We start from the raw sequence: 15535 nt of genomic DNA, 5'->3' as shown, positions 1-15535 counted from the left end.
GATATTTAACATTAATTAATATATTAATGAAATACAAGCGCGTCCCCCTAATAGTTTATCTATGTTTGCTGCCTCTTCTGATTTCGCTCGGCATTTGGCAGCTTAACCGTGCGGAAGAAAAACGGGTATTAATCAACCTAAAAGAGCAACGCCAAGCAACAGAAACCTTGATTTTGTCGGCAAACATGCCAGACAAAGCGGAAGTGCTTTTGTACAAGCCCATTCAAGCCGTAGGACATTATGATACCAGTCACCAATATTTACTCGACAATCAGGTAAGCAAGGGCAGGGTGGGTTATTTTGTATTGACTCCATTCAGGCTAAAAAACGAAAATAAGGCGGTTTTGGTCAATCGAGGATGGTTGCCTTTAGGTAAAAGCCGAGCCGATTTACCTGATGTTAAAGTCGATATTAAGGAAATCATGATCACAGGTCGAATTAATCGTTTTCCCAGCGTAGGCTTAAAATTAGCAGGGGCTGAAATTCCAAGCAATAGCTGGCCTGCCTTAGTGCAAGTCATTAATACTAATGTATTAGCCAAGCAACTCAATTGTCCATTGTTCAGTTTCCAGATTGAACTGGATAAACAAGCGACGAACGGATTTACGCGAGAATGGCAACTGCCGCAAACCATGACACCTGAAAAACACGTCGGGTATGCGGTACAATGGTTTCTATTGGCGATAACGCTCACCATACTTTTTGTTAAGTACGGGTTTAAGAAACTATATGATTGATCAACAAAAAAAGAATCGATTATTTATCCTGCTGATATTCGGGATGGCCATTATTCCTTTTACGATAGCCTGGATGTTGGGTGGAAAAGCACCTTTTATCGAAGGTAAGACCAATAAGGGGCAGCTTATTACTCCAGTAGTGGCAACCGAACGTAGCGATTTAGTAGGCTTGGACGTTTTTTCCACCGATAATATCGCCGAACTTAAAGGTCATTGGGTGACATTGAATGTAGTCCCGCAAGACGACTGTAATAAAATCTGTATTGATGCCATTCATAAGACCAAGCAACTGCGGTTGATGATGAACAAAGATTTAACCCGCACACGGCGGGCTGTTATTTTTTTAAAAGATGTGCAGCCAGAAGTCGCAAATCAATGGTTGCTTGATGATAAAGTGCTGTTAAAAGTTAAACCCAGCGCGGTATTACTGAATAAAATTGCCGGACTCAGAAATGGCAGTATACCGGATGGACTGTTGTTGTTAATGGATCCGATGGGTAATTTAATGATGCAGTACGAACCGGGTTTTGATCCCTACAAAGTAAAAAGTGATCTCATGCACTTATTGCGAATTTCACAAATTGGTTAATGGAAACAAATGTTTAGAAAAATAACTTTGTTTGGCGTCGTTTTAACGCTGATAGTCATTGTTGCTGGATCTTTAACCAGGGTAATGGGAATTGAACCCCTGTTTGGCCTTATTCAGCCGCAAGATGTTCATTTTAAGGCTGCATACGCACTTGCTGCGGTTACCTTAGTGGTGCTGTTGATGGCCTGGTGGCAAGCGCATTGCCGTGCCGCAGCAGTGATGGCAGCTTTTGGTCTGGCGGGATTGCTGGGTTTGCAAGTGGCTTTAGGGATAGGGATTTTAAAAGCACCCGATCAAGCACTTCTGATAACAGGGCATCTGTTGTTAGGGATGACGGTTTTCTGGTCATTTTTCTGGCTGCATTTGCGGACTGACCGAGATATTTCACGTTCTGTCGAACGTACAGGCCCTTTATGGTTTGCTCGATTTGCGATAGTGTTACTGTTCTTGCAAATCGCCTTAGGTAGTTGGGTAAGTGTCAACCATGCTACGGTGGCCTGTTCCGGTTTTCCTCAATGTAATGGCCAATGGTGGCCGGAGGCTGATTATCAGGGCATCTTGAATGGCTTGATGGCAAAAACGGGTGAGATGTCTTACGCAACCCAAGTTGCGGTGAATTGGTTACACCGAGTAGGCGCTCTAGCCTGTTTCATCCTTCTAAACGGGCTAATGCTCGTTGCTGCTGCTGTAAAAAATTCAAAATCGGTACAAAAAGCCGGATTATGGTTAAGTTTTCTACTGTTTGTACAAGTGGGCTTAGGCGTTGTCGGCTATAAATTTGCCATGCCGTTATGGATTGTAATTGCCCATACGGGCTTTGCTGCATTGTTAATGTTGCCGCTGATTGCCATTAGTTTTTATAGTCGGTATGGTTTTGTTGAAGTTAAGTCATCCGTTAAGAAAGCGCGTCCCGAACCGGCAGTTCTCGAGATCAAACCAGAAGCGGATATCATTTCGCCCAAGGTGCTTGCACCAGAAGTCGCAACAATAGAGTTAGACGAACCTTATGTAGAACCTGCGCCAGAATCTGTTTATCAGCGCCTTAAAACCCAGCTATCACGAACCCGAACCGGGATAGGTAGTATTCTGGCTAATTTGCCGTTAGGTCTCAAAGATATTAATGAAGATCTATTGGAAGAAATTGAAGCCAGCTTACTTATGGCTGATGTGGGGATCGATGTCACTACGAAAGTCATCAATCGCCTTACCCAGCGACTTGAACGCCAGCAATTAAGCGATAGCAGCGCATTAACGCTGGCCTTGAAGCAAGAATTGCTCAGTATTCTCGCGCCCTGTAGCAAGCCGTTACAAATTCCCAAACAGGATAAGCCCTTTGTCATATTAGTTATCGGTGTGAACGGCGTGGGTAAAACCACTACCATTGGCAAGCTTGCCAAACGCTTAAGTGCACAAGGTCATAGCGTCATGTTAGCGGCGGGTGATACTTTTAGGGCAGCAGCAGTTGAGCAATTGCAAGTTTGGGGACAGCGCAATAACATCCACGTTGTCGCCCAACATACTGGTGCAGATTCTGCTTCCGTGATTTATGACGGGATTCAATCGGCGCAGGCAAAAGGTGTGGATGTCCTGATCGCCGATACCGCAGGAAGACTGCACACCAAAGATAATTTGATGGAAGAATTGAAGAAAGTTAAACGTATTATGGCTAAACTGGACGAAACCGCTCCTCATGAAGTCATCTTGGTATTGGATTCAGGCACGGGACAAAATGCCTTGTCACAAGCCAAATTATTTAATGAAGCGATAGGTTTGACTGGCTTAGTTCTGACCAAGTTGGATGGCACCGCAAAAGGCGGGGTTATTTTTGCCTTAGCCAAACAATCCGGCATTCCCATCCGCTTCATCGGCGTGGGCGAAGGCATTGATGACCTGCAAGATTTTAATGCCGAAACCTTTGTCGATGCTTTGTTCGTCAAAGACTGAACTTGTTAGCGATTAAAACCAGCCATGCTCAAGTTTGAAAACGTCTACAAACGCTATGCCGAGACCGGCGATGTCCTGAAGAACGTCAGCTTTCATCTTAAACAAGGCGAAATTGCATTCCTTACCGGACATTCCGGCGCAGGCAAGAGTACCGTGTTGAAATTGATTGCGGTGATGGAACGTGCAACGCGCGGCGATATTGTGTTGGACGGACAAAAATTGAGTGTCATCAACGAACGCCATGTACCTTATATCCGTAGGAAAATGGGCTTTATCTACCAAGATTATAAGCTGTTACAGGATAGGACAGTGTTTGATAATGTCGCTTTGCCTTTGGTGATAGCAGGTTACGGCCATCATGAGGTTTCGCGCAGGGTACGCGCTGCATTGGATAAGGTTGGCTTATTGGGGAAAGAAAAGAAATTTCCGCTGGGATTGTCAGGTGGGGAACAGCAGCGTGTTGGTATCGCCAGAGCAGTGGTCAATAAGCCGCCGATGATTATTGCCGATGAACCTACTGGCAACCTCGACCCTGAATTGTCTACAGAAATTATGGCATTATTTGAGCAATTTCAAAAAGTTGGCGTGACTACCCTGATTGCATCGCACGATATTTCCTTGATACAACGAATGAACCATCGCGTCTTAAGGCTAGATCATGGGCAATTGGTGGCGAGCTAAGCTATGAAGCAAATTGATAAATATCCTCATAAGCCCAAGGTTGCGAAACCGGAGATACAGCAGAACACTAGAGCGGGAGGAAGCTTTACTGACCGCTTGAAAGCGTACCGCGATCAACATGCCCAAGCACTATTTTCAAGCCTTGGACGTTTGTTTTCTACGCCATTCACGTCAACTATGACGATTGGCGTGTTAGCCATCGCTATTTCGCTTGCCAGCGGTTTTTATTTAGTCGTCGTCAACTTGCAGCAATTAACATCAGGATTGGAAGCTAGTAACCAAATATCCTTGTTTTTGCGGGATGAGATTTCTGATGCCCATGCCAAGCAATATGCTGATTCTATTCGGAAAAATCCGAACGTAAAGGACGTAAAACTAATCACTAAAAAGCAGGCGATGCAAGAATTCAGAGGCTTTAGCGGTTTTGGCGAGGCGATTGATGTACTCGAAAAAAATCCATTACCCATCGTAATACAAGTTTTACCCAAGGACGCGTTGGTAGACAAACAAAGCTTAACTAAGTTGTTTGAGGATTTTAAACAATCCACCGAAGTAGATTTTGCCCAGATGGATTTGGCCTGGGTTGCGCGTTTGCAATCCATTGTCTCTACAGCCCAGTTAGGCGCACTGCTGCTCACCGTAGTGCTGGGGTTGGCGGTGTTTTTTATCGCAGGCAATACGATACGCTTGGAAATACATAATCGCCGAGAGGAAGTGATTATTGCCAAATTGGTTGGCGCTACCAATGGATTTATTCAAAGGCCGTTTTTATATACAGGTTTCTGGATAGGTTTTCTCTCTGGTGTCGCCGCGTGGTTTATCGTGACCGTTATGATGCTGATTTTAAGACAATCCGTCGAAAATCTTTCCGGCTTATATGAAGGCGCATTTCATTTATTGTTTTTTAGTTACGAAGAAACGCTCATATTACTGGCGATATCTTCATTGCTGGCAGTGTTCGGTTCCTGGCTAGTTCTTCATATTCAAGTCAAACAATTACGACCTGAATAGCCAAGGTGACGGGAGGTAGGTTATCGCCCACTGTATATGCTCATTTAATCGTCGCGATGAAGCTAATGTTCACTAGCTTAATCCATTAGAAATCATTTCTACTCCCAGCTATCCCTCAAGGTCACGGTTCGGTTAAATACCAGTTTGTCGTTCACGCTATCTTTTACATCTAAACAAAAGTAGCCTGTCCGTTCGAACTGATAGCGGCTATCGGCTATGGCTTTGCCTAGGCTGGCTTCAACACGGCAATCCTTAAGTACCTGTATGGAGCTAGGGTTTAATGCGTCCAAGAAATTTTCTTCATTGTCTGGGTTGGGTACGGTAAACAGGCGGTCGTAAAGCCGGATTTCGGCGGACAGGGCATGTGCTTCGGAGACCCAGTGGATCACGCCTTTAACTTTGCGGCCTTCTGGGTTTTTGCCGAGTGTGTCTGGATCATACGTGCAACGTAGTTCGACGATATTGCCGTTCTCGTCTTTGGCGACTTCATTGCATTGAATGACATAAGCGCCTCGCAACCTGACTTCTCCACCTTCCATCAAGCGTTTAAACTTAGGCGGCGGACAAGCGGCGAAATCATCCTGTTCGATCAGGATCACTTTGCTAAATGGCACGTCGCGGTTACCCAGTTCTGGCTTTTGCGGATGATTGCTGATGACCAGTTGTTCGGTTTTATCGTCAGGGTAATTGTCGATTACCAATCGTAAGGGATTCAAAACCGCCATCGCCCTGGGTGAGTTTTCATTCAGGTCTTCGCGGATACAATATTCCAGCACGGACATCTCGATCCATGAGTTTTGCTTGGTTAAGCCGATACGCTCGCAAAAATCCCGGATTGCTTTAGGCGTTACACCCGCCCTGCGTAACCCGGCAATAGTCGGCATTCGGGGATCGTCCCAGCCGTTGACGTGTTTTTCCATCACCAATTGATTCAATTTGCGTTTGCTGACGATGGTGTATTCCAGTTGCAAACGGGCAAACTCAATCTGTTGCGGATGGCACGGCGTGTCTAGGTGTTCTAATACCCAATCATACAATGGGCGGTGGTCTTCAAATTCCAGGGTACATAAGGAATGGGTGATGCCTTCCAGTGCATCCGATATGCAGTGGGTATAATCGTACATGGGATAAATGCACCAAGCATCGCCTGTGCGATGGTGATGGACGCGGCGAATCCGGTAAATGGCGGGGTCACGCATGTTGATATTGGGTGAGGCCATGTCAATTTTGGCACGCAACACATACTGACCGTCGGCAAATTCACCCGCCCGCATCCGCCTGAACAAGTCGAGATTTTCTTCTATGGTGCGGTTACGGTCTGGACTTTCTTTCCCTGGTTCGGTCAGTGTGCCTCGATAAGTCCGGATTTCTTCAGCTGATAAGCTGTCAACGTAAGCCTGAGCTTGCTTAATAAGTTGTTCGGCATATTGATAGAGTTGCTCAAAATAATCAGAGGCATGATACAAGCCGCTCCATGCAAATCCCAGCCATTGCACATCCCGTTCGATGGACTCCATGTATTCGACGCTTTCTTTTTCGGGATTAGTGTCGTCAAACCTGAGATTGCAGATGCCATTGTTTTCAGCGGCAATGCCAAAATTCAAACAAATCGACTTGGCATGGCCAATATGCAAATAGCCATTCGGTTCGGGTGGAAAGCGGGTCGCAACTTTGCCGTTATGTTTGTTGGATTTGAGATCGTCAGCGACGATATGACGGATAAAGTTGGCAGGAATTTGGCTATCAGTTATGGACATGAGTTCTAGGGGTTGATGTAGGTTATCTGCAAGGATACCTGAAAAGTTTGCGGTGTCAGATTTTAATCTGGTTAGATTGAAATATTACTGGATTTGATACGTTCAGTAAAGACGGGGTCTTTAGGATTTAATCTGGCTTTCTGGTAGTGTAGTCCTTACGTCATGCAATTAACATCATCATACGAGTAAGCCCTTATGAAACAAATAACCTGGTATTCAAAGTTCGCCAAAGCTTCTTCACGGTTTTGTGGCCGGCCTATCGTATTTGTGCTTTCTGTAGGGACAATTCTGGTTTGGATTATTACGGGACCTATGTTCAATTACAGCAACACTTGGCAATTGGTGATTAATACGGCGACGACGATTATCACGTTTTTGATGGTTTTCCTCATTCAAAGCACCCAAAACCGCGATACGGAAGCGATTCAAATCAAGCTGGATGAATTAATCCGGGCTACCAAAGGAGCACACAACGCTTTGTTAGATATTGAGGAGCTTGAGGAAATCCATCTCGACGCATTTCGCGCAAAATACGAGGCGTTGGCGGAATTAGCCAGGAAAAATACGGAAAGCGGCATTTTAGATACCGATACGCCTGAGACGGATAATTAGAATGGATCTGATCGAGAAGTTGGCGGGTTATAATGGCGGTTGCTGGTTACCAGTAAGATTGATATGTACGCTATCCCCGACTAACAGCACACCTAAGCCATCGTGCAAGGTATTTTGCCCGAAATAAACCTTATTCTGCCATTTTCTGGTGCGGTTGAGTGTGGTTAGTGGCTCTTTGCCGATTTTACCAGTCTCAGGGTCTATAGTTGGTACTGCACAGCGTGAACAAGGCTTAGGTAGTCGAAAGCCGATTTTGCCTATGGTAATTTCTCGCCAAAAGTCTTCAGCGTAACTTTCACAGCCTGACACCACCAGATTAGGTCGGAAACGGGATATAGATAGATTAAGCTGCATTGCTTGATTAAGAGCGGCCAGCGAATTTTCAGAAATCAGCAGAAAAGGGAAACCGTCCGAAAGCGCAGTTTGGTCTTCAGGTTTAGCAAAAGCAGGGTTAACTCGGCGAATTGCTCTATCCGGCTGGTAAACCAGGCGACATTCCACATCCAGAAAACGGCTAAACCATTCATCCGCCTCGGCCGATATGGTTATGGTATCGACCTGATCGTGCCAGATCGTGCTATTGATGATGTCTCCCGTCGTAGGTTCTAACGATAAGTACAGATCATCCATACTAGGTGCAGATAGAATCAGTTGGGTTTCCGTTAGGACCGTTTTAATCAACGCCATATGGGGTAAGTGGCGTTGGCTGAGAAAGTGCTGTTCAGAATCTATCAGCATCCATTTTCTATCGTACTTAAGACCTGTCTCCACTACAGTCCAGCTCGGTACTCGGATACCAGCGAGGGATTTAACCGGATAGACATAAATGTCACTGAGTACAATATTTGCCATACTGGTTATGTTGTTTTATCAGCGATGAATCTGACAAAAACACTGCCTGACCGACCGAAAACATGGCGAATGTCCAAGTACAATCTTATTTAAACGCTAATCTTCGTTGTGTAGCGAGTAAATTGTCGGCTAAATCATTATTAAGGGAGTCAAATTTTATGCCGTAAATGATTACATAACCATCTGATTTTCTAACAACTTTTCCTGACATTTCGAATTCCTTGAAGTCAGCAAATCGTATTGTTAAAAAGACTTTTTTGTTGATGGGCAATTTTATGTTTGTTGCAATCAAAACACCTCTGCTGCTGATATCAACCAGCTTTACCGATACATCATGGGTTGTACCAAAGTTAAAATTAAACAGGCCAATTTTGCGCAATGATGCACCGATATCATTTCTGAGGTAACGTATACCCATGCGTCGATTGATCTTAAATGGAGCAGGTGCGCCACGAGTAGACCAATGATCGGCAGTATGCGTTGTGTGACTAGACTTTGACATGAATATTAAGATAGTAAACTTGATTATGACGAACAGTTGAGTTAAGTATTGACCCTAAAGCGATATTTTTCAAATATTGACGTTATAAATAATTTGCTGAATTAAAGTAAAAAAAGTTGTTCAATACTTTAGAATAAACCATGTTTATTAAAAAATGCTTATCTGTAAAAATGCTATCGACCATCTTGCCACCTCGAATAGGGTTGATTTTTTTTATTTTCTTTCAATTGCTTGTTCCCGACGCGTTGTTTGCGAAAGGCAAACAAGCCGTCAAAATTGCTTACCTGACACAAACGCAAAAAGTATTGCCTGCATTATCTAATCTTGATCCCATTATCGAAAATAAAGGCGTTTCGGGTGCGGAACTTGCGATAGAGGATAACAACACAACAGGTGAGTACACTAAGCAGCAATTTTCCTTGGAGAAGTTTATTGTGCCGCTCGATGGTAATGTTGCCAATATATTTAACCAGAAAATTGCCAAAAAATATGCTTATGTAGTGACCAATCTTGCGCCTGATTTGACTAACACGGTTGCTGATCTAGCAGAGGCAAAGGATGTTTTGCTTTTAGATGTCGCAACCGTTGATGATGCTTTGCGTAACAAGGAATGCAGGGTGAATGTGCTGCATTTGCTGCCTAGTCGCGCCATGCGTGCGGACGCACTCGCGCAGTATATGATGAAAAAACGGTGGACGAAGTGGTTTTTGGTTATCGGCAACACAAAGGAAGATAAGCTGTTTGCGGAAGCAATCAAACTCTCCGCCAAAAAATTCAACATGAACATCGTCCAGGAAAAAATCTGGGAACATACCTTCGATGCGCGACGCACTGCACAATCAGACGTGGCAGTTTTTACCCAGCTTGATGAGGATTACGACGTATTGGTGGTTGCCGATGAACAAGGCCAGTTTGGGGAATACCTGGATTACCGTACCTGGATTCCACGGCCTATTATGGGCACGCAAGGTTTAGTGGCAACATCTTGGCATCGAACCCATGAACAATGGGGTGCCACGCAAATCCAAAACCGTTTTAAAGAGAAAGCAGGGCGTTGGATGGAAGAGGAAGATTATGGTGCTTATTTAGCAGTACGTGCCATTGGCGAAGCGGCAACCCGTACAAAATCCAATGACTTGCAGCCTATTAAAGATTACTTGTTAAGCGACCAGTTTGCTTTGCAAGGTTATAAGGGAACGTCTTTATCATTTCGGTCTTGGGACCATCAATTACGTCAACCCGTGTTGCTGGCTGCGCCCCGTTCTTTAGTTGCGGTTGCGCCCATTGAAGGTTTTTTGCATCCCAAAACCGAATTGGATACTTTAGGCTACGACCAACCAGAAACAACATGTAAATGGGGTAAAAGTAGTGAATAAGCAGGTTTTAAGTGGTGTTCTAATAGTGCTGTTGACGGCTTCTGCACAAGCAGAAACCGTATTTGTCACCTTGGAAAAAGACAATGCTCTGGCGATAGTCGATCCAATAGCAGGCGAACTGATCAAAACCGTTGAGGTTGGGCGACGGCCTAGAGGCATCGTCATCAGCCCTGACAACAAGGTACTTTACATTGCCACTAGCGACGACAATATCATCAAAATGATCGACACCGAAACCTTGAAGGAAATCGGGACATTACCATCAGGGGATGATCCCGAGACCTTCGCGCTCAATCCTAAAGGTGACAGGCTTTATATCTCCAATGAGGATGACAGTAGAGTCACGGTGATGGACATCGCCAAGCTTAAGGTTATCAAGCAGGTGCAAGTTGGCGTAGAACCGGAGGGCATCACCGTTAGCCCCGATAGTCGCTGGGTGGTAAGTGCGTCGGAAACGACCAATATGCTGCACTGGATTGATGCCAAAACCAATGAAATCGTTGAAAACACCTTGGTCGATGCACGTCCCCGTGCCGTTACCTTTACGCCGGACAGTAAATTTGCTTGGGCAACGTCCGAGATGGCGAGTAGCTTGTCGATCGTGGATGCCAGCACCAAACAGATCGTAAAGCGCATAACCTTTGAAGTTCAAGGCGTTGCCAAAGACAAAATACAGCCGGTCGGGGTGGTTATCGATAAGGAATACAAACACGGATACGTTGCCTTAGGGCCAGCCAACCGTGTAGCAGTGATAAATGCCAAAACTTATGAAGTCGAAAAATATTTGTTGGTCGGCCAACGGGTGTGGAATCTGGCGTTTTCACCCGACCAAAAACGACTGTACACGACCAATGGCGTGAGCAACGACATTTCCATTGTTGACCTTGACAGCCAAACTGTGACCAAATCGCTAGGCGTGGGCAATTATCCCTGGGGCGTTGCCGTCAAGCCATGAGCCAGCCTTTAAGACAAGCTAATGACAAAGAAATAGCCTTAGCTATCGAGGGCTTGAGCTTCTCTTACGGCGGCAAAAAAGCACTGGATCAAGTGAGTTTTGACATCCAACCGGGTGAATGTACGGTATTGTTGGGCCCGAATGGTGCAGGAAAAAGTACTTTATTCGCCCTGATTACGCGATTGTATGATGCCCGTAGCGGACGCATTGAATTGTGCGGATATGACATAAAAAAGCAAACAGGTAAGGCTTTGGCAAGATTGGGTGTGGTATTCCAACAATCGACGTTAGATATGGATCTCACGGTGATGCAGAATTTGGGCTACCACGCGGCCTTGCATGGTATGGGAGGTAAACTTGCAAAGCAGCGCATCCAGCAGGAATTGGAACGGCTAAACATGTACGACCGGAGTAAGGAAAAAATCCGCCAATTAAATGGCGGCCACCGGCGGCGGGTGGAGATCGCCAGGGCTTTGTTGCACAAGCCATCCTTGTTGTTATTGGACGAACCCACGGTAGGGCTTGATGTGCCTAGCCGTCAAGACATCGTTGAACACGTCCATCGTTTGGCCAAAGAAGAGAGCATCGCCGTGTTATGGGCGACGCACTTAATAGATGAGGTTTATCCAGATGACCGCCTCATTATCCTGCATAAAGGCCAAATCAAGGCAACGGGGTCGGTTGATGAAGTCCTGCAACAAACTGCAACATCAACCATTAAGGACGCTTTTTATAAGCTAACGCAAGGGCTTCAGGGATGAAAATTTTGCATTATTGGCGAGCTATGTGGGGCATTATCTGGCGCGAATGTTGGCGCTTTGTTACCCAGCGAGAACGCTTTGTGTCAGCTTTGGTACGGCCTTTGGTCTGGTTGTTTATTTTTGCCGCCGGGTTTCGGTCGGCTTTAGGGTTAGCAATTAGCCCACCCTATGAGACGTATATTCTGTACGAAGTCTATATCGTACCGGGATTATGCGGCATGATCCAGCTATTCAACGGGATGCAAAGCTCGCTTTCAATGGTTTATGACCGCGAAATGGGCAGTATGCGTATTCTGTTGACGTGTCCGTTGCCGCGTTGGTTTTTGCTGTTATCTAAGTTGTTGGCAGGCACGGCTGTTTCAGTTTTACAAGTTTACGTATTCCTGGGTATTGCCTGGTGTTATGAAATCCGTCCACCATTGCTGGGTTATGGTTTTATTTTGCCGGCATTGATCTTATCTGGACTGATGCTAGGAGCGCTGGGGTTGCTGTTGTCGTCGTTAATAAAGCAATTGGAAAATTTCGCAGGCGTGATGAATTTCGTGATTTTTCCGATGTTTTTTATGTCCACGGCACTGTATCCCTTATGGAAAATGAAGGAATCCAGTGCCTTATTAAATCGACTTGCAGAATACAATCCATTTTCCCAAGCGGTTGAGTTGATTCGTTTTGGTTTATACGAACAGTTTAATCAACATGCCTTTATCTATACGCTAGTTGCTTTTATTGTTTTTATGACCTTGGCAATCTTGGGCTATAATCCCTCTAAAGGTATGATGACAAGAAAAGGAGGGGCGGGATGAGTCCGAATTATGAAGGCAGTTTTGAAAAGAACAGGGTATCAGCGTTTTGATGGCTAAACTCAAAAGATCAACAATCATTAAGGTGAATAGGTGAAAAACTCATTCTTTCTTGTTATTCCAACACAAGAAACCAGACCTGAGCGGTTAAAAGAATTTGAGCCAAAAGCTTTGGAGCAATGGCTATTTGAACTGCCAACAGCTAACCCTGGGTTGGCTACAAGGTTGATCCAAGACTTTATTACTGATTTTAATATCCTTAAAATGTCTCCTCAATTAAGGTTGGATGCATTAGAACAGATGCGCCCCAAAGTCCTTATTATTGAAGACTATCTTCGTTCCAGACTGATAAGGGCAGCATTCCCAAAAGAAGAAAATGACTTAAAAATTCTTCAAGTCCTCACGTCGATAGAGCGGGAATTCACCGTTGGTTACTGGATCGTTCTGAAAGAACTCTCACGCCGCCAAGGCAGTTGGTTTCAGGGGAAAAATCTGGCTTTGTCTTTGCAGCGTTGCATCAAGGGGCTGAGTAGCGTTGTCATTAGTCACTTTATTATGGGGCTGCCGATTCCGGACTGGGTCTGGATTGATATACATTCGTTATACAAGCTCAGTGTAACGCTAAAAAAAGAGTCCGTAAAAATAGCCGATGCCACAAATACTCTCAACAAAGCGAGTTCTCCCGAAGAATGTTATCGGCAGATTATTTTGCTGAGTGTTTCTCGACCTACGGGCTTAATGCAAAAAGAAATTCTCCAAGTTTATAGTTTTATTGAGACTTTGTTCCCCTTGTTTAATTTGAGTCCGGTCGCTGTTGAAGGCCAGCAAATGCAATATGTAACGATGATTGACGAGGATAAGCCGCCGTTCCTTCAGGTTGAAATGAACTCCATAAGAGATTCGGCCTCGCTTTATATTGATTTTACTAGGCTTTACAAAGCGTTTGAAAAAAAGGATAAACTTATAAGTCTGACGCAAACTCGTTTTAGCTCCTTGCACGTACTGAAAAATCATGAGGAAAAACCAAGTCTCGAATTGCTTGATTATCTTGAGCAAAGATGGTCAGGGATTGAGCTTCAGATAGATGCCGTTTTTAGTGACCGGCTAGATCGATACATTGCTATAGGTATGGCTCCTGCACATAGCCTTCAACGCTCGAATCTAACTCAAAACAAAAATGTCGGCGATAGTGAGGCTGAACAGGAAATTCTTGTTCACTCGGAGTCAGATAGATTGTTATATTGTGTCTTTGGCAAAACTGGAGTTTTGTCGGTCGGACATCTGATTAGTTTTAGAAAATCCGATAAGCCCGGACAAAAGCGCTCTTTAGGCGTTGTTAATGAGCTGATCGTGGCGAAGCAGAGTAATAAAATAAGTTTTGGAATAACTCTCCTGACAACGCAATATTATGCTGTTGACTACACCATGGCAAATGCCACTGACACATCTGCTGCTTATAAAGGGCTTTTTTATAATGCCGACGAACAACTAGGCGAGGCAAGTTTTCTTGTGGTCGACAATTTTATGCTGAAGGAAGGGGAACTCATCAAGATGCTTATGAGTAAGGAAAATATCTATTTGGTTTTAAAAGGCAAGAAGAACGTTGGTTTGGGTTACTGGCAGTTTGAATGTCAACGGATTGCGGCAAAAATTGACAAGGCACAGCCTAAAAAAGGCTATGATTTTATTTAATAATAATGAGGGTGGCTACTTTGTTCTATGACCGACGAACAAATCACTTGAAAAGTTTTTACATCGTGGTAAGTTGGTTCACTGAGTAGGCTTGAGTCAAAGAAGTTTATGATTATTTGAATAAATCGACAGAGTTGTCATAAAGCAAGTTTACTTTAAGAAAATATTTGCAACACAAGCTATCTAACCTGGAATTGATAACGTTTTGAGCAAAGTCTCATAATAAAAAAATTACAAACCATGAGGATGAAAAATGAGTAACGAAGACAATCAGAACAAAAGTGTAGAATCGGCAAAAACAATCATTGGCAGTCAGGTTGATGCAATGATGGGATTAAAAGAGAAAAATCCCAAAGCTTTCTATGGCATTCTTGCAGCAGTGATTTTACCTATACTTGTCATCATGATGAGTGGCGGAGAATCGAACAGTGTTTCCGGCCCTACCGTTAAAGAGCTGGCCATTGGACAAAAATACTCATTGAAAAGCCCAAATACCGTCGATCCCAGCGCCACAGTCCGTTTGGTTCCGGTACCTGGAACCTTGGCTGCTTACGATGATAGCGAAGAAGCAGACAGAAATGCAGAATGTCAGCATATATCTCAAGGAACGCCTGTCGAAGTTATGGAGTTTTCCGATTTTGGTGGCAAGAAAAAAATGTTCGTGAAGGTTAAGGTTGCAGAAGGAAAATGTAAAGATAAAGACGGTTGGGTACTCGCAATTGATGTGCAGTAACAATAATTATAGATTGACACTTCACTAAAAAAAAACCATAATTACGCGGATAACTTCTAGTGCGGGAATAGCTCAGTGGTAGAGCACAACCTTGCCAAGGTTGGGGTCGCGAGTTCGAATCTCGTTTCCCGCTCCAAATCTAAAAAGCCGCGTAACGTCGCGGCTTTTTTATTTCACCAAAGGCTGCGTAGCAAAATGGTTATGCAGTGGCCTGCAAAGCCATCTACGCCGGTTCGATTCCGGCCGCAGCCTCCATCAGACCGTTTCGCCCCGTCCCACAACGTCCCATAAACCCTGAATATCAGTGCTTTTAAGCTTGTAATGGTCAAGTAAAACCGGACACTTTTTTAGACAGCTTTCCTATAAAAATCCCGCTCAAATTGCAACGGGGATTGATAACCGTGTCTGAATGAGATCGTTTTCCGTTGTAAAAGGCCACACATCAATAACACTTAGTTTGGCTGATACTTTAGTCCTAAACTTTTCAGTGTCAGCTGTTCGTGTTTAAGGCTTCGGAAAAACCGTTCTGTCGG

General features: G+C 44.4%; 15 protein-coding genes and 2 tRNA genes. 14 read left to right on the top strand and 3 right to left on the bottom strand.

Translation table 11 applies throughout. The features are described 5' to 3' along the window. Positions 1 to 26 precede the first annotated feature (26 nt). The 5 genes from ABL924_RS10070 to ftsX all read left to right on the top strand — a co-directional run bounded on the left by ABL924_RS10070 (position 27) and on the right by ftsX (position 4962). The gene (locus ABL924_RS10070; protein ID WP_349026961.1) at positions 27 to 737 is read left to right on the top strand and encodes an SURF1 family protein; all 711 of its coding nucleotides are present in this window, start codon (positions 27 to 29) and stop codon (positions 735 to 737) included. Continuing rightward, positions 730 to 1326: a hypothetical protein gene (locus tag ABL924_RS10065; protein WP_349026960.1), complete on the top strand. Its 597-nt coding sequence runs from the start codon at positions 730 to 732 to the stop codon at positions 1324 to 1326. Before ABL924_RS10070 ends, ABL924_RS10065 begins: the two co-directional genes overlap by 8 nt. A gap of 84 nt (positions 1327 to 1410) precedes the next feature. Further along, complete coding sequence (gene ftsY, locus ABL924_RS10060) at positions 1411 to 3270, top strand: signal recognition particle-docking protein FtsY (RefSeq protein ID WP_349026959.1); 1860 nt, start codon at positions 1411 to 1413, stop codon at positions 3268 to 3270. A gap of 24 nt (positions 3271 to 3294) precedes the next feature. Beyond that, positions 3295 to 3951: a cell division ATP-binding protein FtsE gene (gene ftsE, locus ABL924_RS10055; protein WP_349026958.1), complete on the top strand. Its 657-nt coding sequence runs from the start codon at positions 3295 to 3297 to the stop codon at positions 3949 to 3951. Between the two features lie 3 nt (positions 3952 to 3954). Then, positions 3955 to 4962, top strand: a complete 1008-nt coding sequence (ftsX, locus tag ABL924_RS10050; protein ID WP_349026957.1) for a permease-like cell division protein FtsX — start codon at positions 3955 to 3957, stop codon at positions 4960 to 4962. A gap of 98 nt (positions 4963 to 5060) precedes the next feature. On the opposite strand, the gene ABL924_RS10045 is transcribed toward ftsX, so the two are convergent. After that, the gene (locus ABL924_RS10045; RefSeq protein ID WP_349026956.1) at positions 5061 to 6719 is read right to left on the bottom strand and encodes a glutamine--tRNA ligase/YqeY domain fusion protein; all 1659 of its coding nucleotides are present in this window, start codon (positions 6717 to 6719) and stop codon (positions 5061 to 5063) included. A 195-nt stretch (positions 6720 to 6914) separates the two neighbouring features. Here ABL924_RS10045 and ABL924_RS10040 point away from each other — a divergent pair, with 195 nt between their 5' ends. Further along, positions 6915 to 7331, top strand: a complete 417-nt coding sequence (locus tag ABL924_RS10040) for a low affinity iron permease family protein (RefSeq protein WP_349026955.1) — start codon at positions 6915 to 6917, stop codon at positions 7329 to 7331. A gap of 27 nt (positions 7332 to 7358) precedes the next feature. On the opposite strand, the gene ABL924_RS10035 is transcribed toward ABL924_RS10040, so the two are convergent. Both ABL924_RS10035 and ABL924_RS10030 read right to left on the bottom strand, forming a co-directional pair. Continuing rightward, a complete protein-coding gene (locus tag ABL924_RS10035; RefSeq protein ID WP_349026954.1) occupies positions 7359 to 8183 on the bottom strand; it encodes an MOSC N-terminal beta barrel domain-containing protein in 825 nt (274 codons plus the stop codon). An 85-nt stretch (positions 8184 to 8268) separates the two neighbouring features. Continuing rightward, positions 8269 to 8685, bottom strand: coding sequence for a PilZ domain-containing protein (locus tag ABL924_RS10030; RefSeq protein WP_349026953.1), 417 nt, complete (start codon positions 8683 to 8685; stop codon positions 8269 to 8271). A gap of 140 nt (positions 8686 to 8825) precedes the next feature. Between ABL924_RS10030 and ABL924_RS10025 the strand changes: the two genes are divergently transcribed. The 8 genes from ABL924_RS10025 (at position 8826) to ABL924_RS09990 (ending at position 15257) form a co-directional block, all read left to right on the top strand. After that, positions 8826 to 10061: an ABC transporter substrate-binding protein gene (locus ABL924_RS10025; protein ID WP_349026952.1), complete on the top strand. Its 1236-nt coding sequence runs from the start codon at positions 8826 to 8828 to the stop codon at positions 10059 to 10061. Beyond that, a complete protein-coding gene (locus tag ABL924_RS10020) occupies positions 10054 to 11016 on the top strand; it encodes a PQQ-dependent catabolism-associated beta-propeller protein (RefSeq protein ID WP_349026951.1) in 963 nt (320 codons plus the stop codon). Before ABL924_RS10025 ends, ABL924_RS10020 begins: the two co-directional genes overlap by 8 nt. Beyond that, entirely contained in the window at positions 11013 to 11777 is a 765-nt protein-coding gene (locus tag ABL924_RS10015; protein ID WP_349026950.1) for an ABC transporter ATP-binding protein, read from the top strand. Before ABL924_RS10020 ends, ABL924_RS10015 begins: the two co-directional genes overlap by 4 nt. Next, entirely contained in the window at positions 11774 to 12580 is an 807-nt protein-coding gene (locus tag ABL924_RS10010) for an ABC transporter permease (RefSeq protein WP_349026949.1), read from the top strand. The genes ABL924_RS10015 and ABL924_RS10010 overlap by 4 nt, the downstream gene beginning before the upstream one ends. A 90-nt stretch (positions 12581 to 12670) precedes the next feature. Further along, a complete protein-coding gene (locus tag ABL924_RS10005; RefSeq protein WP_349026948.1) occupies positions 12671 to 14269 on the top strand; it encodes a hypothetical protein in 1599 nt (532 codons plus the stop codon). A gap of 253 nt (positions 14270 to 14522) precedes the next feature. Beyond that, positions 14523 to 15002, top strand: a complete 480-nt coding sequence (locus ABL924_RS10000; protein ID WP_349026947.1) for a hypothetical protein — start codon at positions 14523 to 14525, stop codon at positions 15000 to 15002. Positions 15003 to 15063: 61 nt separating this feature from the next. Next, a tRNA-Gly gene (locus ABL924_RS09995) sits at positions 15064 to 15138 on the top strand. 45 nt (positions 15139 to 15183) lie between these two features. Then, positions 15184 to 15257, top strand: a tRNA-Cys gene (locus ABL924_RS09990). The last annotated feature ends 278 nt before the right edge of the window (positions 15258 to 15535 follow it).

Origin of the sequence: Methyloglobulus sp. (genome assembly GCF_040079455.1) — a bacterium.
GTDB lineage: Bacteria > Pseudomonadota > Gammaproteobacteria > Methylococcales > Methylomonadaceae > Methyloglobulus.
This window is presented reverse-complemented; position numbering and strand designations above follow the sequence as displayed.